A 21,388-nucleotide genomic window follows, 5' to 3' on the forward strand; every position below is an offset into this window, starting at 1 on the left:
CGTGCCCTCCCCTGGAGTACTGCGGCCGTCCGGTTCCCCGGCGCCTGTCGTGCGATGCGGGCCGTAAACTATCAGGAACCCTGCCTGATAAATAACCCCATGGCGGCGGACCGTCAGAGATCTGGAAGGATCCCGGCATGCCCGCATCCCCGAGCACCGCCCGGGCCATCAACGACCGGCTCGCCCTGCGACTCCTCGAGCAGGACGGTCCCCTGACGGCCGCTCAGCTGAAGACCCTGACCGGCCTGTCCCGTCCCACGGTCGCCGATCTGGTGGACCGCCTGCAGGACGCCGGTCTGGTCGAGGTCGTCGGGGAGAGCGGCTCGGACCGCCGGGGCCCCAACGCCCGGCTGTACGGCATCGTCGCCGACCGCGCCCACCTCGCCGCCCTCGACGTACGGACGGACAGCGTCGCCGTGACCGTCGCGGACCTGCTCGGCGTCACGCGGGCCGAGGCGACCCTGCCGATCGGCAGCCACACCGGCACCCGGTTCGCCGTCGAGCGGGCCGTGGCCCTGCTGGAGCGCACCGCCCGTACGGCGGGCAGCGCCCCGCTGCACAGCGTCGGCATCGGCGCCCCCGGCCTGATCGACCCGGTCACCGGAGAGCTGAGGGACACCGCGGGCCTCCCCGCCTGGCACAGGGGCCTGGTCAGGGAACTCCAACGACGGCTGTCCGCCACCGTCCTCGTCGAGAACGAGACCAACCTCGCCGCCGTCGCCGAACACCGCAGCGGCGCCGCCCGGGACCGCGACACCTTCGTGCTCCTCTGGCTGGGCCACGGCGTCGGCGCCGCCGTCATGCTCGACGGCAGGCTGCGGCGCGGGGCGTCGGGCGGTGCGGGAGAGATCGGTTTCCTGCCGGTGCCCGGCACCTCCGGGGTCCCCTCGTCGGTCAACTGCGAGGGCGGATTCCACTCCCTGGCCGGCTCGGCCGCGGTCTGCGCGCTGGCCGCGGAACACGGCATCGGGGCGGGCGACCCCCCGGCCCGGGACGGGCTGCGGGAACAGGACCCGGCCGCCGCGTTCGCCGTGCGGGCCGCGCTGCACGCCGGTGCGGACGGCGAGGCCTTCCTGGACGAGCTGGCCGGCCGCCTCGCGCTCGGAGCCGCCGCCGTCGTGTCCGTGCTCGACCCCGGCTGCCTCGTCCTCGCCGGAGAGGTCGGCCGTGCGGGCGGGGAGATCCTCGCCGCACGGGTCGCGGAACGGCTGGCCCGGATGTCACCGCTGCGCACGGAGGTCAGGGCGGGGACGCTGGGCGGCGGCGCGGTCCTGCACGGCGCCCTGTTCGCCGCCCGGGACGCCGCCCAGGACGCGGTGTTCGGCACCGGAGGGTAGAGGGAACCGCCGGCGCGGCACGGCAGTCGACACCGAGATCCCGCACCAGCGTGCCGGGGCCGGTCCGACGCGGGGCCGGGGCGGGCTCTTCAGCCCATGCGGGTCCGGTGTTCGTCGGAAGGGTCTGAGGCCTGTCCGACGGATCAGCGGTGACCCGCCTGCCGGACGATCGTCTGTCCGGAGCGCGGCGAGCTCGTCTTTCCGGAGGCGAGCGGGCTCGACCCGAATCAGGTCCGCCCGCGAACGTGGGGAACGGCGGACGTCGGTGGTGCCATCGGCGTGCGATCAACCGGCTCACCGCGTAGGAGCCGCAAGGACCGGCTGCCGAGCAGGGCCCTTCCTGTGGTGCCCGCTCCCGGCGGCTTCTGCCGTCGGCCGGAAGCTACTTCTTTTCGTCCGCGTGATCCTCTTCGGAGCGCTGCACGGCCACGGAGGGGGCTGTGTCGACGCCGGACATGAAAGCGTCGCTGTCGGACACTGCGGCGACCTCGGAGTCCTGTGCCGGGCTGGTGATGGTGACGCCGGCCCCGTTGCCGTTGCCGGTCTCCTTGACGCCCCTGCTGTTCTTGTCGAGGTGGCTGGCTTCATGGGCGAGGATCTTCGTGTTGCCGACGGCGGAGGGGCCGAGGAAGACGTCCATGCCGACGGTCATGGCTTCGGCGCCCATGGCCGCGGTCGCACGCTGAGCGACCGGGTCCGCATGGACGCGCCCGGCGGCGATGTTCGGGTTCTGGTAGAACTCCTGCGCCTTGGCGAGGAATGCGCTGGGCAGCGGGGAGCCGGGTGTCTTCTGGGCGGCTGCGAGAAGCTGGCTCTGCCCCTCCGGGCTCCGGTCGTCGATGCCGCCGTGCCCGCAGCCGGCGCCGTGCTGGTGCTGATCCGTTTCCGCGCGACGCTGGATCATGCGGCTCACCGCCGCGTTACCGACCTGCCGCTGCAGGGCCAGCACGCGGTCTGCCACGCTTCCCGGCGAGCTGACGCGGCGTGCGGGAATTCTGCCTGGTGCCTGCTGGGCAGCCTTGGTTTCGCGTGCGTGCACAGCACTCCTTCGTGAATGACGAGTCGGCACATCGTCAGGGGACCCTCGCAGGTCTACCCGGAGCGCTCGCCCGGTGCAAGGCTTCAGGGGCAGACTTGAGGGCAGGCCGACGCGGGGCAAGTCGCGCAGGCCGAGGGGCCGTAGGGGTCGGTGCGTGCCCTCGGCCGGGCGCGCAGCCGGCGCTCTCGACGGTTACCGTCCAGGCCGACGGCGGAACCTTCGGCCCACGGGGGACGGACCTGCTCAGTGACGGTCATGCCGACCGACCGGTTCGGCGACTGCCCACCCGTCAGGCGTCCCACGAGGCTGCCCTCACGGGCACGGGCGAATGCCCTGGAGGCTCTGGACCACGCTCGTACAGAAAAGAGATGCTGAAGGACTCACTTACGAAGGCGCAGAGGAGCCCGTCGCCTTGCACGTACATGAAGAACGACAGCCAGTGGTGCGACGGACACCGCTGCAGCGTCCGTCGTCCCGGGCGGTCGCCCGGTCTGCTGCCGCGGACCTTCCCGCTTCGCCCGCATCGATCCTCGGACTTCAGCAGTCAGCGGGCAATGCCGCCGTCACCCGGGCGCTGTCAGGACAGTCGGCCGGCCTGCCGGTGCAGCGTGTGGCCGGTGCGCCCGTGCAGCGGGTGCGGGACGACGAGTATCCGGAAGGGACCTACGGAAAGCGGGCCAAGGAGAGGAGGTACCTGGAGGACGAGTACGACCTGGACATGGGTGGTTCGGCCTTCCAGGTCGAACACGCACACGGGTACGCATCCACCGCTCGCCGCGCCCCTCGAGCGCGCAAGCACAACACGCGGCACGAGGGCGAGATCCTGGCGTACCACGAGACGCTGGACGCCCACCGCGATCATCCGGGCACCGGCTCCGGTCTCAAGCGCCGCACCACCGGCCTCAACAGCAGGGACTATCGCGAGCGGCAGGAGGAGTACCTGCTCAACGACGACCCGTACAGCTCGCTGGAGATCAATCAGCTCGAGTACAACACGCTGCCGTCCTTCCACGCGGCGAGCGGGTCGCGTCAGGCCGAGGCGGCGGACGCCAGCTTCCGGCGCTCCATCAAGGCCAATCCGCGCACCCCGATCTACGACACTGGCGGCAGCCGCCGCCACACCCGCTCGCTGCGTCCCGGTGAGCAGGCACAGCTCGACATCGGGCGTACCTCGATGCGTGAACGCAGAGAGGTCCCCCACGCGGAGCGCGTGCGCGTGCTGCGTGACGAGTACGGCGGATCACGGTTCGACGAGTACCCCACACGGTCACGTGGCCCGGCCGACGGGGACGAGCTGACCGACTTCTTCGACGCGCCGCGGGAGAAGAGCAGTTCGCAGCGCAGGGCGCTCAAGAAGCTCGCCAAGACTCCGTACACGGGAGGCCGCGACTTCGATCTCGATGACCATGACCGAGGGCGGAGCCGGAGCCCGTACATCTCCGACCGCGACTACGACCGGCCGCGCGCCAAGAGCAGCGGGCGCGGCCTGTCCGACCGGGACTACGGCGACGACCGGCCGAGCAGGCGGGACAAGAGCAGCGGGCGGGGTCTGTCGGACCTGGACTACTACGACGACCGGCCGAGCAGGCGGGACAAGAGCAGCGGGCGGGGTCTGTCGGACCGGGACTACTACGACGACCGGCCGAGCAGGCGCAGCAAGAGCAGCGGACGCGGCCTGTCCGATCGGGACGCCTATGCCGGCAGCAGTCGGTACGACGCCCCTCCGGAGGACGATTTCCTGCTGAGCCAGCCCAGCGACATGCCGTTCAGCCGGCCCTACCCGACGTACGACGACGACTACGGCTACGGGAGCGGTCGGTACTGAACCGCTGTCAGCAGTGGAAGAACCGGCCGTGCGGAGACGCACGGCCGGTTCTGTCGTCGAGGGCCCCTCCCTCGGGGGCGACCGCAGGACCATCGTGACGGCCCGTGCCGGCCCTCGGGGTCCGGGTGGGGGGCGGGACACCCGGGCCTGCCCGCAGGCCGGGCCCCGCACGAAGGACTCCGTACACCGGCGCAGCGTGCCGGGCCCCTACCCGTACGCGGGACCCACGCGTCCGCGCCCGGCACGGACCGGCCTCCGCGGCCTCGGCCTCGGCCTCGGCCACGACTGTGAGTCGTCCCACAGTGACCACCCGTTCGGATCACTGCCCGCCGTGGCACAATGACCCTGTACCAGCAGCAGCGCACTCCGGGGTCGGTGTAATTCCGAACCGGCGGTTATAGTCCGCGACCCGACCGCATCCAGCGGCCGGTTGACCAGGTGAGATTCCTGGACCGACGGTGAAAGTCCGGATGGGAGGCAGTGCGCGGCGGGCCGTCACAGGTACGCCGCCGTAGGCGGATGTGTTCCGGGATTCCCGGGACGACCACATCCTCGCCGTCGGTTTCCGGCGTTCCCTGTTGCGTTCCGCTATCTCTGTCGTCATCGACAGGCCCCGGAGTCCGTGCCCGAAGAGGCAGGAGGACCCGGTGGCCACCGCAGCCGAAGAGACCGCCATGCGGCGTGCGATCGCGCTCGCCGCCCGCGGACTCGGCGCCACCAGCCCGAACCCGGTCGTCGGATGCGTCATCCTCGACGCCGCCGGGGACCCGGTCGGCGAGGGGTATCACCAGCGCGCCGGAGGGCCGCACGCCGAGATCCACGCCCTGCGCGCGGCCGGCGAGCGGGCCCGTGGCGGTACCGCCTGCGTCACCCTCGAACCCTGCAACCACACCGGGCGCACCGGCCCCTGCGCCCGGGCGCTCGTCGAGGCGGGCGTGCGCCGGGTCGTCCACGCGGTGGCCGACCCGAACCCGCAGGCCACCGGCGGTGCGGAGACCCTGCGCGGCGCCGGGGTCGAGGTGGAACAGGGCCTCCTCGCCGACGAGGCCGAGGCCGGCAACACCGCGTGGCTCACCTCGGTCCGCCTCGGCCGCCCGTACGTCCTCTGGAAGTACGCGGCCACCCTCGACGGCCGGATCGCCGCCGCCGACGCCACCAGCCGCTGGATCACCTCTCCCGAGGCCCGCGCCGACGTCCACCGCCTGCGGGCCGAGGCCGACGCGGTGCTGGTCGGCTCCGGTACCGCCCGGGCCGACGACCCGCAGCTGGCCGTCCGCGGCGTCGAGGGCGCCACCCAGCCGCTCCGGGTGGTCGTCGACACCGGCGCCACCGCCGTGCGGCCCGGGGCCCGGGTCCTCGACGGGTCGGCGCCCACCCTGGTCGCGGTCGCCGCCGACGCCGGGGCGGGCCACCTCCCCGACGACGTCGTGCTGCGCCTGCCGCGCGCCGCCGGCGGCCCCGGTCTGGACGTCGACGCCCTGCTCGCCGCCCTCCACGCCCGCGGGGTCCGCTCCGTACTCCTCGAAGGCGGCCCGGTCCTGGCCGGCTCCTTCGTCGCCGCGGGGGCGGTCGACACCGTCGTCGGCTACCTCGCACCCGTCCTCCTCGGCGCGGGCCCCGCCGCCCTCGCCGACGCCGGAATCTCCACCCTCTCGCAGGCGTTGCGCCTCGACGTGACCGAGACCGTCCGTATCGGCCCCGATCTGCGCATCACCGCCGTCCCCGTCCCTGCTCGGAAGGGAAACTGAGTGTTCACCGGAATTGTCGAAGAACTGGGTGAGGTCACCGCCGTCGAGAAGCTCGACGACGCCTCCCGCTTCCGACTGCGCGGCCCCGTCGTGACCGAGGGCGCCGGACACGGCGACTCCATCGCCGTCAACGGCGTCTGCCTCACCGTCGTGGACCTCGGGGAGGGCGAGTTCACCGCCGACGTCATGGCCGAGACCCTGGACCGGTCCAGCCTCGGCGCGCTGGTGCCCGGCTCCCGGGTCAACCTGGAGCGCCCCATGGCCCTCGGCGGACGCCTCGGCGGCCACCTCGTCCAGGGCCACGTGGACGGCACCGGCCGCATCACCGGCCGCGAGGTCTCGGAGCACTGGGAGATCGTCACGATCTCGCTGCCCGCCGGCCTGAGCCGCTACGTGGTGGAGAAGGGCTCGATCACCGTCGACGGTGTGAGCCTGACCGTGGTCGACGCCGGCACCGACCACTTCACGGTCAGCCTCATCCCCACCACGCTCGCCCTGACCACGCTCGGCCTCAAGGGGGCCGGCGACCCGGTCAACCTGGAGGTGGACGTCCTCGCGAAGTACGTCGAGCGGCTGCTCGCCCACGGTTCCGCCCCGGACGCCGGGGAGCCGGCATGAGCGCCCTGGACTGGCTGAACTCGGAGGCCTTCGCCGTCCTCGGGCAGCACATCATCTGGTCGGACATGATCGGCAACACGGTCGGTCTGATCGCCCTGGCCCTCGGCTGGCTGCGCTCGGTGTGGACCTGGCCCGCCCAGCTCCTGTCCGGCGCCGTCCTGGTCGCCGCCAACGTCTCCGTGCAGCAGGCCGGCAGCGTCGGCAAACAGCTGATCGTCGTCGCCGTCGCCGTCTGGGGCTGGCAGCAGTGGACCCGCGGCAGGCAGCGGGCGCAGGACGGCTCCATCGCCGTGCGCTTCGCCACCTGGCGCGAGCGCGGGTACCTGGTGGGCGGCGCGGTGCTCGGCACGCTCGCGGTCGGCGGGCTGTTCACGGCCTTCCCGTCGCTCTCCTGGAGCCCGTGGGCGGACGCCTACATCTTCGCCGGCACCCTCGTCGCGATGATCGCCCAGGCCCGCGGCATGGTCGAGTTCTGGTTCGCCTGGCTGCTCGTCGACCTCGTCGGCGTACCGCTCAACTTCCACAGCGGACTCGCCTTCTCCGGCCTCATCTACGTCGTCTACGGAGCCCTCGTGCTGTGGGGCATGCGCGACTGGTGGCTGCGTACCCGCACACCCGCTCTGGAAGGAGCCACGGCATGACCGCCCAGCCCGCCCGGTCGCACGACCTGCCCCTCGACGACCTCTCGCTCGACCCCGTCGAACAGGCCGTCCGCGACATCGCCGCGGGCCGGCCCGTCGTGGTCGTCGACGACGAGGACCGCGAGAACGAGGGCGACCTCGTCATCGCCGCGGAGAAGGCGACCCCCGAGATCATCGCCTTCATGATGAGCGAGTGCCGCGGACTGATCTGCGCGCCCATGGAGGACGAGGAGCTCGAACGCCTCGCACTCCCGCAGATGGTCACGGACAACACCGAGTCGATGAAGACCGCCTTCACCGTCTCCGTGGACGCCTCCGCCGCGCACGGGGTGAGCACGGGGATCTCCGCGGCCGACCGGGCGACCACGCTCAGGATGCTGGCGGGCGGCAGGGCGGGCCCCGGCGACTTCGTACGCCCCGGCCACGTCTTCCCGCTCCGGGCCCGCACCGGCGGCGTCCTCGTCCGCAACGGCCACACCGAGGCCGCCGTCGACCTGGCCCGGCTCGCCGGGCTGCGTCCCGCCGGGGCCATCGTCGAGATCGCCGGCGAGGACGGGGTGATGCTGCGGCTGCCCGAACTCGTCCCCTTCGCCCGCAAGCACGGCCTCACGATCATCTCCATCGAGGACCTGATCGCCTACCGCCGCAGCGCCGAACCCACCGTGCGCCGCGAGGCCGAGGTCCGGCTGCCCACGAGCTTCGGCGCGTTCACCGCGTACGGCTACCGCTCCGTCGTCGACGGGGTCGAGCACGTCGCCCTCGTCCACGGAGACCTCGGGGACGGCCGGGACGTCCTCGTCCGGGTCCACTCCGAGTGCCTGACCGGCGACATCTTCCAGTCCCAGCGCTGCGACTGCGGCCCGCAGCTGCACGCCTCCATGGAACGCATCGCGGCCGAGGGCCGCGGAGTCGTCGTCTACCTGCGCGGACACGAGGGCCGGGGGATCGGGCTGCTCTCCAAGCTGCGCGCCTACGAACTCCAGGAACGCGGCTCGGACACCCTCGACGCCAATCTGGAACTCGGCCTGCCGGCCGACGCCCGGGACTACGCGGCGGGCGCCCGGATCCTGAGCGACCTCGGCGTGCGGAGCCTGCGTCTGATGACCAACAACCCGGACAAGACCGCCGCACTCGTGCGCCACGGTCTGGAGATCACCGGGCGCGAGCCGATGCCCGTCCAGGCCGGCGAGCACAACCTGCGGTACCTGCGCACCAAGCGGGACCGGATGGGGCACGACCTGCCCTGGCTCGACGCCGCGGCGTCGGCCTGCGGCAACCAGTGAACCGGCCGGCCCGCGGCACCCAGTGAGCACCGACGAACACACAGGAGAGACATGAGCGGCAAGGGCGCACCCGAACTGTCCGTACGCAACTGCGGGGACCTGCGGGTCGCGGTGATCGCGGCCCAGTGGCACGAGAAGGTGATGGACGGACTCGTCGACGGGGCCCTGCGCGCCCTGCACGACCTCGGCATCGACGAGCCGACGCTGCTCCGGGTCCCCGGCAGCTTCGAGCTGCCGGTCGTGGCCAAGGTGCTCGCCGGCCGCGGCTACGACGCGATCGTCGCCCTCGGAGTGATCATCCGCGGCGGCACCCCGCACTTCGAATACGTGTCCCAGGGCGTGACCAGCGGCCTCACCCAGGTCACGGTCGACACCGGGGTCCCCGTCGGCTTCGGCGTCCTCACCTGTGACGACGAGGAGCAGGCACTGGACCGCGCCGGGCTCGAAGGCTCCACCGAGGACAAGGGGCACGAGGCCGTCACCGCCGCCGTGGCCACCGCCGCCACCCTGCGCACCGTCAGCGAACCCTGGCGCTGAGCGGCGCTCCGGGACCCCGTATTCTAAGGACCATCATGGCCAACAAAACCTTCGAAGAGCTCTTCGCCGAGCTCCAGCTCAAGGCCGCCGAAGGCGACCCCTCCACCTCCCGCACCGCCGAGCTGGTGGGCAAGGGCGTGCATGCCATCGGCAAGAAGGTCGTCGAGGAGGCCGCCGAGGTCTGGATGGCCGCCGAACACGAGGGCAAGGAAGCCGCGGCCGAGGAGATCTCCCAGCTGCTCTACCACGTCCAGGTGATGATGGTCGCCCGCGGGATCTCCCTCGACGACGTCTACGCCCACCTCTGAGCACACCCCGCACGTCCCGGAACTCCCTCCGCACAAAGGAAACCTGACCTCATGCTGCGCATCGCCGTCCCCAACAAGGGTGCAATCTCCGGGCCTGCGATGGCGATGCTCCATGAGGCGGGGTACCGGCAGCGCAAGGAGTCGAAGGAACTGGTCCTCGTCGACCCGGCCAACGAGGTCGAGTTCTTCTACCTGAGGCCGCGCGACATCGCGATCTACGTCAGCTCCGGCCGGCTCGACATCGGCATCACCGGCCGTGACCTGCTGCTGGACTCCGGGGCCGAGGCCGAGGAGATCCTCCAGCTCGGCTTCGCGCGCTCCACCTTCCGCTACGCCACGAAGCCCGGCACGGCCACCGGTCCCCAGGACTTCGCCGGCATGACGGTCGCCACGTCCTACGAGGGCATCGTGGCGAAGCACCTCGCCGACGAGGGGGTCGACGCCTCCGTCGTCCACCTCGACGGCGCCGTCGAGACCGCCATCGAGCTGGGCGTCGCGCAGGTCATCGCCGACGTCGTCGAGACCGGCACCAGCATGCGCAACGCGGGCCTGGAGATCATCGGCGAGCCGATCATGAAGTCCGAGGCGGTGGTGATCCGCCGCAAGGGCGCCCCCGTCGACGACCCGAAGGTGCAGCAGTTCCTGCGCCGCCTCCAGGGCGTCCTGGTGGCCCGCAGCTACGTGATGATGGACTACGACTGCCGGGTCGAGCACCTGGAGCGGGCCGTCGCCCTCACCCCCGGGCTGGAGTCGCCGACCATCTCGCCGCTGCACCACGAGGGCTGGGTGGCCGTGCGCTCCATGGTCGCCTCGAAGGAGGCCCAGCGGATCATGGACGACCTGTACGAGCTGGGGGCGCGCGCCATCCTCACGACGGCGATCCACGCCTGCCGCCTCTGACGGCCGCCCGGGCCGCCGGCTCCGACGGCCCTCCCTGCCGACCGCCTCCGACGGCCGGACCCCCGCACAGCTAAGGACGACAGCGCCGCCATGTCCGCTCCCGCTCCCCGGGCTCCCGAACCCCCCGCCCTTCCGGTCACCTTCCGGCCCACCCTCACCCGGGTGGTCCTGCTGGCCGTGGGGGCGGCGATGTTCGTCGTCATCACCGCCGTCGCGCTGATCCTGGAGAACCTGGGTCCGGGGGAGCGGATCAGCTTCGTCTTCGTCGCCCTGCTCTTCCTCGGGGTCCTCGCCCTGCTGAGCAGGCCCCACGTGACGGCCGACGAGGCGGGGGTGACCGTCGTCAACATCACGCGTACCCGCCGCCTGGACTGGGCGGAGATCCTCCGCGTCAACCTGCGCGCCGGGGACCCGTGGGTCTTCCTCGACCTCAGCGACGGCACCAGCATGCCCGCTCTCGGGATCCAGCCCGGGATCGCCCGGGAGCGGGCCGTCACCGACGCCCGCGCCCTGCGCGCGCTCGTCGAACTGCACGGCAGCGGAGTGAACAACGCCACGGAGAACGGCTGAGCACTCTGTCCCGTACGGCCGGATCCCGATTATTCTGGGACCGGCGGCGCACCGGGTGCGCCCCGCCCCGCCAGAAGGCCCCCGAGGCCGCGGGGCACCTTCCTGCGACCCAAGGAGTGACTCCCTCCAGCAATGGACGGATCGTCCGGTAGTACCTGCGCCGCCCTCTCCCCGGAGGCGGCGGCATGACCACCCCCCTGCTGCTGCTTCTCGCGGCATTCCTCCTCATCCTCGCCAACGGGTTCTTCGTGGCAGCCGAATTCGGGCTCGTCACGGTGGAACGGCCGGACGCCGAACGCGCCGCCGCCGAAGGCGACCGCCGGGCCCGCACCGTCGTCGCCGCCCTGCGCGAACTCTCCTTCCAGCTCTCCGGCACCCAGCTGGGCATCACCATCACCTCACTGGTCGTCGGCATGCTCGCCGAACCCGCGCTCGCCCAGCTGCTCGCGGGACCGCTCACCGCCACCGGACTGCCCGACGGGGCCGTCCCCGGTGTGAGCGTCGTGATCGGCATGCTGCTCGCCTCCGCCGTCCAGATGGTGATCGGCGAGCTGGTGCCGAAGAACTGGGCGGTCTCCAGGCCGCTCCAGGTCGCCCGGTTCGTCGCCGGGCCCCAGCACCGCTTCTCCACCCTCCTGCGGCCGGTGATCACCGCCCTGAACGCCGTCGCCAACCGGCTCGTCCGGCTGCTGGGCGTCGAACCCGCCGAGGAACTCGCCTCGGCGAGGACCCCGGGCGAGCTCGTCTCGCTCGCCCGGCACTCCGCCGAGGCCGGCACCCTGGAGCAGGACACCGCCGATCTGTTCGTGCGGACCCTGTCCCTCGCCGGTCTCACCGCGCAGCACGTCATGACCCCGCGGGTGAAGGTCAGCGCGCTGCAGGTCTCGGCGACCGCCGCGGACGTCCTCAACCTCACACGGGCCACCGGCCTGTCCCGCTTCCCGGTCTACCGGGAGCGCATCGACGAGGTCGTCGGCATGGTCCACCTCAAGAACGCCCTGGCCGTCCCCGCCCAGGACCGGCTGCGCGTCCCGGTCGGCCGGATCGCCGTGGCACCGCTCCTGGTGCCGGAGACCCTGCCCGTCGAGCAGCTGCTCCAGCGGCTGCGCAGCGAGCAGCCGATCGCCGTGGTGGTCGACGAGTACGGCGGCACCGCCGGTGTCGTCACCCTGGAGGACATCGTCGAGGAGCTCGTCGGCGAGGTCAGGGACGAGCACGACGCCGAGGGCGCCGACCGTCCCGAGCTGACGTCCGTCGTCGCCGAGGACGGCCGGGCCGGCTGGGACGTCGAGGGCAGCACCCGGGTGCTGACCCTGCGGCGGATCGGCCTCGACGTCCCCGAGGGTCCGTACGAGACCGTGGCGGGGCTGGTTGCCGACCTGCTGGGACGCATCCCCGCACCCGGCGACCGCACCGAGCTGCCCGGCTGGCGGATCTCGGTCCGCCAGGTCGGCCACTACCGGGCCGAACGGGTCCGCTTCGTCGGACCGGCGGACCTCCCGCTGCCCCCCGCGGGGCGTCCGGACCAGCCGGAGGGCTCCGAGCCGCTCACCCAGGACCTCCTGGAGGCCGTGCGATGAGCCTCGTCCAGCTGATCCTCGCCGGCCTCCTCGTGCTGGCGAACGGCTTCTTCGTCGGGGCCGAGTTCGCTCTCGTGTCCGTCCGGCGCAGCCAGGTCGAACCCCTCGCCGCGGGCGGTTCGAGCCGGGCCAGGCAGGTGCTGTACGGCCTGGAGAACCTGCCGCAGATGATGGCCGCCGCGCAGTTCGGCATCACCGTCTGCTCGCTCACCCTCGGCGCCGTCGCCGAGCCGACCGTGGCGCACCTGCTGGAGCCGGTGTTCCACGCGGTGCACGTGCCCGACGGGCTCGTGCACCCGCTGGGCTTCGCGGTCGCCCTGGTGGCCGTGGTCTTCCTCCACCTCGTCATCGGCGAGATGGTCCCGAAGAACCTGGCGATGGCCGCGCCCGAGCGGACCGCGATGTGGCTCAGCCCCGGCCTGGTCGGGTTCGCCCGGCTGTGCCGGCCCGTGACCTCCGCGCTCGGGGCCTGCGCCACGCTCGTGCTGAGGCTCTTCAAGGTGGAGCCGAAGGACGAGGTCGAGGCCGTCTTCACCAGCGAGCAGCTCAACCGGCTGGTCGAGGACGCGGGGATGGCCGGCCTCCTGGAACCGGAGGCGCGCGAGCGCCTCGGGGACGCCCTGGAGCTCGGCAGCAGGCCCGTCACCGAGGTGCTGCTCGACCGGGCGTCCCTGGTCACGGTGGATCCCTCCGTCACCCCGCGCGGCATCGAGGAGCTGACCGTGCGCACCGGCTACTCGCGCTTCCCGGTCTGCGCCGAGGGCGGCGGGTTCATGGGCTATCTGCACGTGAAGGACGTCCTGGAGCTGGAGGACGGCGAACGTGCCGTGCCGCAGCGGATCTGGCGTCCGATGGCCACCCTCCGGTCCGAACTCCCCCTGGACGACGCCCTGACGGTGATGCGCCGCGCGGCCACGCATCTCGCCCAGGTCGCCGACGCGTCGGGCAAGGTGCTCGGCCTGGTCGCCATGGAGGACGTCCTGGAGAAGCTGGTGGGCGAGGTGCGCGACCCGGCCCACCGCGTCGCGGTGCCCCGCCGCAGGCCGGACGCGCCGAAGGCCATGGCCCCGCTGGGCTGACCGCCGCGGGCCGGTCGTCCCCGCCGCCGGGCGGTCCCCTCGGGGACCGCCCGGCGGCTTCTCACAGCGCTCCGGGTTCCGGGGTCCCCCGGCCCGCGGGACCCCGCCCGGACAGCACCTCGCCGTACGCCTGCATCAGATCCGGCAGCCGCAGCGTGGCCAGGTCGTCCCGGGTCGGCGCCGCGGTGTATCCGGAGAGCCGCAGATCACGGTAGGCGCAGCTCTTCTCGTACAGGGTGCGCAGGAAACGGCCGTTGCCCAGCTCGTCGATCCACCCCTGGTCGACCACGTGGCCGCTGATGCTGCGCAGTTCGTCCAGGGACTCCTCGTCCCACACGTCGTCGTTGTCGGCGGCCAGCACCCCGCCGATCGCGGTGAGTTCGAGGGGGCGGTAGCTCGGGAAGTCGACCCGGGTGGTGAACCGCGAGGAGAGCCCCGGGTTGGTGGACAGCAGCCGGTCCATGCCCTCCGGATAGCCCGCCAGGATGACGACGAGATGGTCCCGGTTGTCCTCCGCCCGCTTCAGGAGGACCTGCAGCGCCTCGTCGCCGTACGCGTCGCCCTTGGTGTAACCGGAGTTGGAGAGGCTGTACGCCTCGTCGACGAACAGCACCCCGCCGAGTGCCGAGTCGATCAGCTCATTGGCCTTCACCGCGGTCTGCCCGAGGAACTCGCCGACCAGATCCGAGCGTTGGGCCTCCACCAGATGGTCACCGCCGAGGAGGCCCAGCGCGTAGAACACCCGGCCCAGGATGCGGGCGACCGTGGTCTTGCCCGTCCCGGACGGCCCGGAGAAGACGAAGTGACGCTTCGGCGGCTGCACCGGCAGCCCCTGCTCCGCCCGCAGCCGTGCCATGTTCAGCTGCGCGGAAAGAGCTTTGACCTGGCGTTTCACCGGTTCGAGCCCGACCATCCGCTCGAGCTCCGCCAACGCCTCGGCCAGCAGCGCCGGATCGCTCGGCCCCGCGGGGAACACCGCGCCCCGCGGCGCGCCCCGCGCGGCCCGCGCCCCGCCGTCCGGCACGGACGAGGGCACCACCGCACCGGGGAGGACCAGCGGGTCCCCGGCGAGCCGGGGCTCGCGGCCGTCCACCAGCCCGGTGTCGAGCGCGGTGTCCCCGTCCGTCCGCGCCTCCACCCCCGTGCCGTCCGCGCCGAAGCCGGCCGGCGAGACCGAGGCGAGGTCGACCGCCTCGTCGTAGCCGTCCCCCTCGGAGATCGCGGCGAGTCTCGCCGAGGTGTCCATGAAGGCCGGGTCCACCCGGTGCACCGCCCGGTAGAGCGGGAGGGCCGCCGCGCTGCGGCCGGTGCCCTCGTGGGCCCGCGCCAGCCAGTAGCGCAGCTCCTTGCGCTGCGGCTGCTCGCTGCGGCAGCGCATCAGCGCGGCCGACAGGAGCGGCTCCGCCTGCCCGTACATCTCCAGCCGGACCCGCGCCATGCCGCCGAAGAGGCCCGCCTCGATACCGAGCAGCGGATCGTCCACGAGCTGCTCCGTGGTGCGTACGAGCTGCTCCCAGTCCTTGACCAGATAGGAGCGGCAGGCGTGCAGGAAGCGCACCTGGGGATCGGCGTCGACCGGCGGCAGCCCCACCAACGCCCGGTCCAGCTCCGCGACATGGCGGCCGTCCAGCCAGTGCGAGGCGTGCGCGAGGAGCAGGTCGCGCGGGCTCTCCAGCACCGGCTGCACCCACCAGCCCAGCCAGTACCAGGAGTTGAGCGTGCGGCGGTGGCGGGTGCGCTGCTCGCCGAAGCGGTCGCGGTGGCGGAACATGCGTAACAGCGCCGTGCCGGTGTCGATCCGCAGGGCGTGCAGACCCAGCCAGCCGTCCGCCATGCCGGGATCGAGGCGTACCGCCGCTCTGAACTCCTCCTCGGCCTGCGGGTACGCGCCCATCGTGTAGGCGTCCACCCCGCGCAGCCAGGCAAGGTCGGCCGGGGCCTGTGCGCCCGGCGTGCCGATGTCCATCAGGTCCCCCACAAACCGAGCCCCCAGAATGTCCCGCTCGCACAGCATGCCCGGCGCGGCGCCCCTATCACCGCAACGGGAACGGGAATTGACCACATCCGAGAGGCATCGTACCTGTACGGGGAGTGAGCGGTTAAGTACGTAACCGGCGCTTCGGGGGCGGTGACCGAGGGTGAGCGGAGGGCCGTCAGGGCGGCTGCGGCAGGGCAGAACGAAGCCCCCGGTCACGGGGGAACAACCGGGGGCTTCGCGATCACGAGGGCTCCGAAAAGCCGTACATTGAGAACGTAGAACCTCTACGGCCCCTCGGTCAAGCCGAGTTGGGGCAGGGGGGCGGCCGGGTCCGGCAGACCGCCGAGACGGCCCTCAGGCCTCACCGTCCGTGACGGGACGACTCGTCCCCGCTGCCGGGTGAGGCCCTTCCAGCCACTCGTATCCCATGGGTCCCCGCCGTATCACCGCGTCCGCGAACGGGAGTGAGGGATCACCGGCGAAATGGCGCTGCTCCGCGACGGTCCAGCCGTCCCAGAACTCCGCGAGCTCCGGCCCGTCGCGCAGCCGGCCGCGCTCCCAGGACTCCGCATCGGCCCCCTCCATCCACAGCAGCCCCGCGAGGAACGGCCGCACCGCGGCGCGGCCCGCGCCCACCCCCTCGACCAGCACCACGGGAGCCGGATCCAGCGTCCGGGGCGGCCCGAAGCGCCGCTCCGTCCAGTCGTACGGGAGGTACCGGGCCCGCTGCGCCCGGGAGAGGGGGGTCAGGACCTGGTCCCGGAGCCGGTCCGTCCAGCCGAAGAGCTCCTCGTGCGTGGCCAGGTCGTCCAGGTGCAGCACCGGTGCGCCGCCGAGCGCCGCGGCCAGGCGGCCGGCGAACGTGCTCTTGCCCGATCCCGCGTGACCGTCGACCGCGATCAGCCGCACCGGCCCGCAGGAGGGGGCCAGGGTGCGCAGCCGGCGCGCGCGGACCGCCAGGTCGTTCATGTCCCCCACCCTACGAGACCCCGCGGGCCGCCCCGGGCCCGCTCCGGCTTTCGACGGGCGCATCCCCCGGCGCAGGTCACATCAGTGGACGAGACCAATATTGCTGCGGCGGCGCGGGCCGAATCACTGGCCGGGAGCGGCCGGGAACCGCGATAGTTGGCGCACCGATCGGCACCCGCAGCGCCCATCCGTCCCACGACCGGGGGTCTCGCCCATGACCAGACCGACTTCACGCAGGACCGTGCTCACCGCCGCGCTCGCGGCCGGGGCGGGCGTCGTCGCCTCCGCCGGCCCGGCGGGCGCGGCCCCTCCCCGTCCCTCCTCGTCCCCGGTGGGGGCCTCGCTCGTGGACAACCGTTTCTGGACCACCTGCGCCGACTGGCGCCTCGGCTCCGCGGAGGGGACCCGCGCCGTCGCCGGCCGGCGTCCCGGCCTGGTGATCTCCACGCCCGCCGGAAGCGCCGACTACACCGACCCGCACACCGGCAGAACCTCAGGCTGGGACTACGCGACCTGGACCTCCCCGGTCCACCGCTCCTCCGTCCCGGCCACCGAGGTGATCGCCTCCTGGAACGCCGACACCCCGCAGGGCACCTGGATCCGCGTCGAGCTGCGCGGCGGCTACTCGGACGGCACCGAGACCCCCTGGTACGTCATGGGCCGCTGGGCCTCCGCCGACACGGACATCCGGCGCACCTCCGTCGACGACCAGACGGACGGGAAGAGCACCGTCTGGACCGACACCCTCGCGCTCGACGACGCGACGAGCGGGCTGCGCCTGGTGTCGTACCGGCTGCGGCTCACCCTGTACCGGACCCCCGGCACCCGTCTCACCCCCACCGTCCACCGGGCCGGCGCCATGGCCTCGGACGTCCCGGACCGCTTCACCGTCCCGGCCAGTACGCCCGGTGCCGCCCACGAGCTCGTGGTGCCCCGCTACTCGCAGAACGTCCATGTCGGGGAGTACCCGGAGTACGACAACGGGGGCGAGGCCTGGTGCAGCCCCACCTCCTCGCAGATGATCATCGAGTACTGGGGGCGCCGGCCCACCGCCGAGGACCTGGCCTGGGTCAAGCCGGGCCTCGCCGACCCGCAGATCTGCCACGCCGCCCGCTACACCTTCGACTACCAGTACGAAGGCTGCGGCAACTGGCCCTTCAACGCCGCCTACGCCGCGACGTACGAGGACATGAACGCCGTGGTCACCCGGCTCGGCTCGCTGACCGACGTCGAACGGCTGGTCGCCGCCGGCATCCCGGTCATCACCTCGCAGTCGTTCCTCAAGGGCGAGCTGACGGGCGCGGGTTACGGCACGTCCGGACACCTGATGACGGTCATCGGCTTCACGCCCGACGGCGACGTGGTCGCCAACGACCCCGCCTCGCCGTCCAACGACGCGGTGCGCCGGGTCTACCGGCGGCGCGAGTGGGAGAACATCTGGCTCCGCACCAAGCGCCACGACGCGAACGGTGCGGTCAGGAGCGGCACGGGCGGGGTCTGTTACGTCTACTGGCCGTCCGATCCGAGCGCGGGTCAGCGCCGGGTCCTGGCCTCGCTCGGCCTGGTCTGAGACCGCGGGGGCCACGGCCGGAGCGGGGGAGAGCCCCGGTCCGCGCCGTGACCCCGGCCGGCCGCTCCTTGCGGACGGGCCGACGTGCGGTCCCGGGCGGCCCGTCGCGGGTCCGAACGGACGCCCGGGGGAGTGGACGTGGCCGGTCCGGCGCTCCTTTTCGGCCCTTCGTAGTGACAGGTGCATGATAAGTGCGGAAGGGTGGGAAGGGTTCTGTGGCCCCGGGAGTCCGCAGCCGGCCCCTTCGCCGACGCGGTCTCCCTCCGCTCCCGGCCTCTGGCGGGCCGGGTCCCCCACGAGTGAAGGGACGGCACATGCCGTACTCCTTTTGGCTGAAGACAGCCGGCACGGCTGCCGCGGTCACCCTGTCCGCGGTCACCGCGACGGCGGCGCACGCCGCGCCCGTACCGGAACCCGCCGCGGCGAAGCAGGCGGCAGCGGTGGTGACGCTCCATTACGACGACAGCCGGGCGGGCGGATGGGAGGCGGCGATCGCCGCCGGGGTCGCCTCGTGGAACCAGAACGTCGCCAACGTCAAACTGGTCGAAGCCGCCGCCGGCACCCGCGCCGAGATCCAGATCGTCGCGACCACGGGCTGGCCGCAGGCGACGCTCGGCCCGGTGCGTCCGGGTGGTCAGGTGCGCGTCGAACTCGGCAGCCAGGCGGTGTCCGAGGGGCACGACAAGACCCGTATCGCCGCCCACGAGATGGGGCACAGCCTCGGTCTGCCCGACACCAAGCCCGGCCCGTGCTCCCAGCTGATGTCGGGTTCCAGTGCGGGCACCTCGTGCCGGAACGCCGTCCCGAACGCGACCGAGCGGTCCCGCGTCGACTCCGCCTACGCCAACGGCCTCGCCCGGCTCGTCCCCGCGGACGGCCGGACCCTGGTGGACGCGTCGTCCTCCGCAGGCTGACCGGCCGGTCCTCCGCCCGTCCCGCGGAGCGGTGAGCCGGGCCCCGTCCTCGCCCGACTCCCGTACGGCGACGCCGTCCTGTCCGGCCGGAGGGGCCCGGTCCGCGCCGTGCGACCGGACCGCACGGCCCGTCGGCCGGTCCCCGAGCGCCGCTGACCCGTCCTCCACCCGGGCCCGCCGTCCTGAGCGCGGCCGGCCCGGGGCGGAGGATGTGGGGGCCCGGCGCGGGCAACCGCCCGGGCGCCAGGCAGACTCGGTGTATCGCAGTTCGACCACCAGAGGATGATCCACGCATGATTACGCTCAGCAAGGAAGACGGGCCTGCGGACCTGGACGGCGTCACCCACCTGTCCATAGGCGTGTCCTGGGACCCGACGGCCGGGACCAGCGGAGGGGTCATGGGCATGCTCCGCCGCAAGACCGGTACCGACCTCGACCTCATCGCGATCGCCATGCAGGGCGCCGACCCGGTGCGCCTCGCGGGCCTGGACTCGCTGGACCCCATGGGCAACGGCTCACTGGTGCACAGCGGCGACAACCAGACCGGCCGCGGCGACGGCGACGACGAGACGGTCACGGTGGAGTTCGCCCGCATCCCCGCCAACATCACCTCGATCGTGTTCGTCGCCGCCGCCTTCAAGAAGGCCAGCTCCTTCCAGAAGGCACGCAACATCAGCTTCAAGGTCTACGACGCGACCGGCGGCACCACTCAGCAGGTGGCCGACATCTGGCCCAGCCTCCTGACCCAGGACAACGGCTGCGCCGTGGCCAAGGCCGTACGGGTCGGCGCCTCGTGGAAGCTCGAAGTGATCAACGTGACGGGGAAGATCAAGCAGGGTGACGAGCACGCCCTGATGCGCTTCGCGATCAGCAAGTAGGCGACGGCCGGGCGTTCGTCCGGCCCGAGGGGCGGCGGTACGTGCCGCCCCTCGGGCAGGACCGCCCGGACCTCCTGGGGGCGGGGCGCCTCGGTCTGCCGCCGGTCCGGTCCGCCCGGTACGGCCTCGGAGTCCGGGCCGCCCTCGGTCCCGGCTGTCCTCGGCCCGGGCCGCCCCGGGCTGTTCTCGGTCGGGGCGCCTTCGGTTCGGGGCAGCTCGCGCGTCCCCCGACCCGGGGCGGGACGAGCCCGGGGCCGCAGGGCGTTGCCCCTGTCCGCGTTCCGGATCCCGGGTTCCGCCCGAACCGGTGCGCACGGCGAATGCACGGCCCGTGCGCCGGAGCGCGTCCTTCTCCCGCCGCCCGATTCTCCTTCGTGCCGTGAAATGGCCGGTTCCGGCTCGGTGAGACCCTTTCCCGGGTGAGGCCGGCCCGCATCATCCGGAGTGTCCGGTCGTGGCGGGCGGCGGGGCCTTCGCCTCCGTCGGAGCCACCGGGCGGGCCGAAAAAGGCGGGCACGTGCGACGGCGTCCTTTCCGGGGCGCCGAAAACCCGGAATCCGCCGCCCGGAAGAAGTAGTTGAATTCACTCCCGCCGCTTCCGTCGGCGGTGCGCGCATTATTCCCCGCACGGAAAGTTTTCCAGCGTTCATATCCGGCCTCTGACTCTCTGCCACTCCTTGGCCCAGGACTTATTGCCCGAGGGTTTTCACCGGGGGATCGCACGCCGTACGGTGGCGATCATGAATATGTCCTTCGAGCGCGTCTCCGCCTCCGATTCTCTTCCGCTGATCAGCTTTCTGACCAGCGACAACTGGCCGTTCCACGCCCTTCCCGAGGTGGACCGGGAGACCGCGGGCCAATGGGTCGCCGAGGGTCGCTTCGCGAGCGAGGAGAGCAGGAGTTTCTGGGTGCGTGCCGACGGGGCGACCGCCGGTCTGGTCCGCCTCATGGACCTGGGCGACAGGACCCCGCTGTTCGACCTGCGGCTGCGCGCGGCCGACCGGGGCCGGGGGATCGGTACCGCGACGGTCACCTGGCTGACCAGGTATCTCTTCGAGGAGTTCCCCGGTGTGCACCGCATCGAGGGCACCACCCGGCAGGACAATCGCCCCATGCGCCGGGTCTTCGTGCGCTGCGGCTACGTCAAGGAGGCGCACTACCGGGACGCGTGGCCGTCCGCGGATGGCGGGATCCACGACGCGGTGGGATACGCGGTTCTGCGCAGGGACTGGCTGTCGGGGACGGTGACCACCCCTCAGTGGGACGACGAGCCCGCCGAATAGAACGCGCATTCCTGCTACAGAATGGCGAATGCATTCGTCTCCCTTCGTGCTCGGAATATCGCCTCTTGTTCGCCCGGGAATTGCTGTCGTACGCTCGCTGAGAACTGCCGGCAACGTCGCTTTGGAGGCGAACATGGCTGACAACTCCGCACGCAATAACCCGGAGCAGGAATTCCCGGAGGTCGAGATCCAGGTCTCACCCGTGGCCGAGAGGGCGCGGGCGACCTTCGCCAAGACGCACAACCGTGCGGGTGTCCCGGACTTCACCCAGATGTTCGGCGACTCGGCGAAGTAGGGACGCCCGAGGGTTCCGCGTGCGCCGGCCCGCCAG

General features: G+C 72.4%; 20 protein-coding genes and 1 riboswitch. Of the genes, 17 read left to right on the forward strand and 3 right to left on the reverse strand.

The window, feature by feature from the left end; genetic code table 11:
* The first annotated feature begins 137 nt into the window (after positions 1-137).
* Entirely contained in the window at positions 138-1,337 is a 1,200-nt protein-coding gene (locus ABZ172_RS20085; protein ID WP_356885082.1) for an ROK family transcriptional regulator, read from the forward strand.
* Between the two features lie 382 nt (positions 1,338-1,719).
* Here ABZ172_RS20085 and ABZ172_RS20090 read toward each other — a convergent pair whose 3' ends face one another.
* Positions 1,720-2,376, reverse strand: coding sequence for a DUF4157 domain-containing protein (locus ABZ172_RS20090; protein WP_356885083.1), 657 nt, complete (start codon positions 2,374-2,376; stop codon positions 1,720-1,722).
* Positions 2,377-2,977: 601 nt separating this feature from the next.
* Between ABZ172_RS20090 and ABZ172_RS20095 the strand changes: the two genes are divergently transcribed.
* The 11 genes from ABZ172_RS20095 (at position 2,978) to ABZ172_RS20145 (ending at position 13,465) form a co-directional block, all read left to right on the forward strand.
* Entirely contained in the window at positions 2,978-4,201 is a 1,224-nt protein-coding gene (locus tag ABZ172_RS20095; protein ID WP_356885084.1) for a hypothetical protein, read from the forward strand.
* Positions 4,202-4,558: 357 nt separating this feature from the next.
* A riboswitch (FMN riboswitch) is annotated at positions 4,559-4,689 on the forward strand.
* Between the two features lie 159 nt (positions 4,690-4,848).
* The gene (gene ribD / locus ABZ172_RS20100; protein WP_356885085.1) at positions 4,849-5,949 is read left to right on the forward strand and encodes a bifunctional diaminohydroxyphosphoribosylaminopyrimidine deaminase/5-amino-6-(5-phosphoribosylamino)uracil reductase RibD; all 1,101 of its coding nucleotides are present in this window, start codon (positions 4,849-4,851) and stop codon (positions 5,947-5,949) included.
* Positions 5,950-6,567, forward strand: a complete 618-nt coding sequence (locus ABZ172_RS20105; RefSeq protein ID WP_356885086.1) for a riboflavin synthase — start codon at positions 5,950-5,952, stop codon at positions 6,565-6,567.
* Complete coding sequence (locus ABZ172_RS20110) at positions 6,564-7,208, forward strand: nicotinamide mononucleotide transporter family protein (protein ID WP_356885087.1); 645 nt, start codon at positions 6,564-6,566, stop codon at positions 7,206-7,208. Before ABZ172_RS20105 ends, ABZ172_RS20110 begins: the two co-directional genes overlap by 4 nt.
* A complete protein-coding gene (locus ABZ172_RS20115; RefSeq protein ID WP_356885088.1) occupies positions 7,205-8,491 on the forward strand; it encodes a bifunctional 3,4-dihydroxy-2-butanone-4-phosphate synthase/GTP cyclohydrolase II in 1,287 nt (428 codons plus the stop codon). The genes ABZ172_RS20110 and ABZ172_RS20115 overlap by 4 nt, the downstream gene beginning before the upstream one ends.
* Before the next feature lie 51 nt (positions 8,492-8,542).
* Positions 8,543-9,028, forward strand: a complete 486-nt coding sequence (gene ribH / locus ABZ172_RS20120) for a 6,7-dimethyl-8-ribityllumazine synthase (RefSeq protein WP_356885089.1) — start codon at positions 8,543-8,545, stop codon at positions 9,026-9,028.
* A gap of 35 nt (positions 9,029-9,063) precedes the next feature.
* Complete coding sequence (locus ABZ172_RS20125; protein ID WP_356885090.1) at positions 9,064-9,336, forward strand: phosphoribosyl-ATP diphosphatase; 273 nt, start codon at positions 9,064-9,066, stop codon at positions 9,334-9,336.
* 51 nt (positions 9,337-9,387) lie between these two features.
* Positions 9,388-10,236, forward strand: a complete 849-nt coding sequence (gene hisG / locus ABZ172_RS20130) for an ATP phosphoribosyltransferase (RefSeq protein WP_356885091.1) — start codon at positions 9,388-9,390, stop codon at positions 10,234-10,236.
* 90 nt (positions 10,237-10,326) lie between these two features.
* Positions 10,327-10,806, forward strand: coding sequence for a PH domain-containing protein (locus ABZ172_RS20135; protein WP_356885092.1), 480 nt, complete (start codon positions 10,327-10,329; stop codon positions 10,804-10,806).
* A gap of 185 nt (positions 10,807-10,991) precedes the next feature.
* Positions 10,992-12,386 (forward strand): hemolysin family protein, encoded by a 1,395-nt coding sequence (locus ABZ172_RS20140; RefSeq protein ID WP_356885093.1) that lies wholly within the window; start codon positions 10,992-10,994, stop codon positions 12,384-12,386.
* A complete protein-coding gene (locus tag ABZ172_RS20145) occupies positions 12,383-13,465 on the forward strand; it encodes a hemolysin family protein (protein ID WP_356885094.1) in 1,083 nt (360 codons plus the stop codon). Before ABZ172_RS20140 ends, ABZ172_RS20145 begins: the two co-directional genes overlap by 4 nt.
* 61 nt (positions 13,466-13,526) lie before the next feature.
* Here ABZ172_RS20145 and ABZ172_RS20150 read toward each other — a convergent pair whose 3' ends face one another.
* Together ABZ172_RS20150 and ABZ172_RS20155 are read right to left on the reverse strand one after the other, a co-directional pair.
* Complete coding sequence (locus ABZ172_RS20150) at positions 13,527-15,431, reverse strand: AAA family ATPase (RefSeq protein ID WP_356885095.1); 1,905 nt, start codon at positions 15,429-15,431, stop codon at positions 13,527-13,529.
* A gap of 366 nt (positions 15,432-15,797) precedes the next feature.
* Positions 15,798-16,412 carry a hypothetical protein gene (locus ABZ172_RS20155; RefSeq protein ID WP_356885096.1) on the reverse strand — a complete coding sequence of 205 codons (615 nt, stop codon included), beginning with the start codon at positions 16,410-16,412 and terminating at the stop codon, positions 15,798-15,800.
* 214 nt (positions 16,413-16,626) lie between these two features.
* On the opposite strand from ABZ172_RS20155, the gene ABZ172_RS20160 reads away from it, so the two are divergent.
* From ABZ172_RS20160 to ABZ172_RS20180, 5 genes are all read left to right on the forward strand, one after another.
* Entirely contained in the window at positions 16,627-17,982 is a 1,356-nt protein-coding gene (locus ABZ172_RS20160) for a peptidase C39 family protein (protein WP_356885097.1), read from the forward strand.
* A gap of 314 nt (positions 17,983-18,296) precedes the next feature.
* On the forward strand, positions 18,297-18,896 hold the full coding sequence (locus tag ABZ172_RS20165; protein WP_356885098.1) for a snapalysin family zinc-dependent metalloprotease: 600 nt from the start codon (positions 18,297-18,299) through the stop codon (positions 18,894-18,896).
* Between the two features lie 293 nt (positions 18,897-19,189).
* Positions 19,190-19,774, forward strand: coding sequence for a TerD family protein (locus tag ABZ172_RS20170; protein WP_356885099.1), 585 nt, complete (start codon positions 19,190-19,192; stop codon positions 19,772-19,774).
* A 740-nt stretch (positions 19,775-20,514) separates the two neighbouring features.
* Complete coding sequence (locus ABZ172_RS20175; RefSeq protein WP_356885100.1) at positions 20,515-21,057, forward strand: GNAT family protein; 543 nt, start codon at positions 20,515-20,517, stop codon at positions 21,055-21,057.
* A gap of 133 nt (positions 21,058-21,190) precedes the next feature.
* Entirely contained in the window at positions 21,191-21,352 is a 162-nt protein-coding gene (locus tag ABZ172_RS20180) for a hypothetical protein (protein WP_356885101.1), read from the forward strand.
* Positions 21,353-21,388: the final 36 nt, after the last annotated feature.

This window comes from Streptomyces sp. NPDC006296, from assembly GCF_040613235.1.
Lineage (GTDB): Bacteria > Actinomycetota > Actinomycetes > Streptomycetales > Streptomycetaceae > Streptomyces.